The organism is Sphingomonas tagetis, assembly GCF_024211275.1.
In the GTDB taxonomy this organism is placed as follows: Bacteria; Pseudomonadota; Alphaproteobacteria; order Sphingomonadales; family Sphingomonadaceae; genus Sphingomonas; species Sphingomonas tagetis.
Map to the genome: position 1 here is coordinate 1 of NZ_JAMLDX010000047.1, position 1,365 is coordinate 1,365.

The window sequence follows — 1,365 nt, forward strand, 5'->3', positions numbered from 1 at the left end:
TGTTCGTCGCCGACCCGCTCCACTATCTGGCGCTGATCGAGACCAAGCCCGGCGCGCTCGACCAAGCCGCGGCGTTGCAGGGCTGGGCGTTGCCGGATGTGTTCCAGCACCTGCGACATCTGCTCGAAGCGCGGATGGGCAACCGGGGCAAGCGCGAGTTTATCCAGGTGCTGCGCCTGCTGGAGGCGCTGCCGCTCGACATCGTCACGGGCGCTGTAACCCAGGCGATCCAGATCGGCGCGATCGGGTTCGATGCGGTCAAGCTGATCGCGCTGGCGCGCATCGAGCGGCGACCCGCCCGGCTCGACCTGGCAGCCTATCCGCACCTGCCGCGAACGGCGGTGAAGACGACCTCGGCCGCCGATTATGCGGTGCTGGCGGCATGAGTGGCGCGCCCGACACGATGCCGGTGAGCACGATGAGCGGCACGCCACAGGTGCTGCTGGCGCATCACCTCAAGCAGTTGAAGCTGCCTACTGTGCTGCGCGAGTATGACAAGGTGGCGCGGGAGTGCGCGCACGACGGCACCGACCACCCGCGCTACCTGCTGCGGCTGATCGAGCTCGAGCTGATCGATCGCGAACGGCGCACGATCGAGCGGCGCATCCGCGCAGCGCGGTTCCCGGCGGTGAAGAGCTTCGACACGTTCGAGTTTACCGCGATCCCAAGCCTCAACAAGATGCTCGTGCTGGAGCTTGCCCGCTGCGAGTATGTCCTGCGGCGCGAGAACATCATCGCGCTGGGCAACAGCGGCACGGGCAAGACGCATGTCGCGCTCGCTCTCGGTCTGGCCGCTTGCCAGAAGGGCTTTACGGTGACGTTCACGACCGCGGCCGCGCTGGTCAGCCAGCTACTGGAAGCGCGCGACGAACGCCGTCTGCTGAAGATGCAGCGCGAGCTTGCAGCGGTGAAGCTGCTGATCATCGACGAGCTTGGCTATGTTCCGCTGTCGCCCACGGGCGCCGAGCTGCTGTTCGAGGTGTTCTCCCAAAGGTACGAACGTGGCTCCACGATCGTCACCTCCAACCTACCGTTCGAAGACTGGACCCAGGTGCTGGGCAGCGAGCGGCTCACGGGCGCGCTGCTCGACCGGCTCACCCACCACGTCAGCATCCTGACGATGAACGGCGACAGCTACCGGCTGAAGCAGTCGGCCGGGCGTCGGCGCTCCGCCGCCAGGGCGGAGCAAAACCAGGCCACCGAGATCATCTCCCCCGAAACCGGCGAGATCACCACCGCCTGATCGACGACGACAACGATATGAAGAGGGCCCCGATCGGGGCCCTCTTCATATCGTCAGGCCCGCATCAACAATGGCCTGCTTTTACTCCGCCCCGCTGGCCTGGAATCCGACCGGCGTTGACA

1 protein-coding gene and 1 pseudogene are annotated in these 1,365 nt (G+C 66.2%); both read left to right on the forward strand.

The features are described from left to right. Positions 1-386 (forward strand): annotated as a pseudogene (locus M9978_RS22920) (IS21 family transposase); the annotation flags it as partial. Beyond that, complete coding sequence (istB, locus tag M9978_RS22925; protein WP_254297479.1) at positions 383-1,243, forward strand: IS21-like element helper ATPase IstB; 861 nt, start codon at positions 383-385, stop codon at positions 1,241-1,243. The pseudogene M9978_RS22920 and the gene istB, both read left to right, overlap by 4 nt. The last annotated feature ends 122 nt before the right edge of the window (positions 1,244-1,365 follow it).

Coding starts and splice junctions, on each gene's coding strand:
- istB (WP_254297479.1), top strand. CDS start 383: ATGAGTGGCGCGCCCGACACGATGCCGGTGAGCACGATGAGCGGCACG.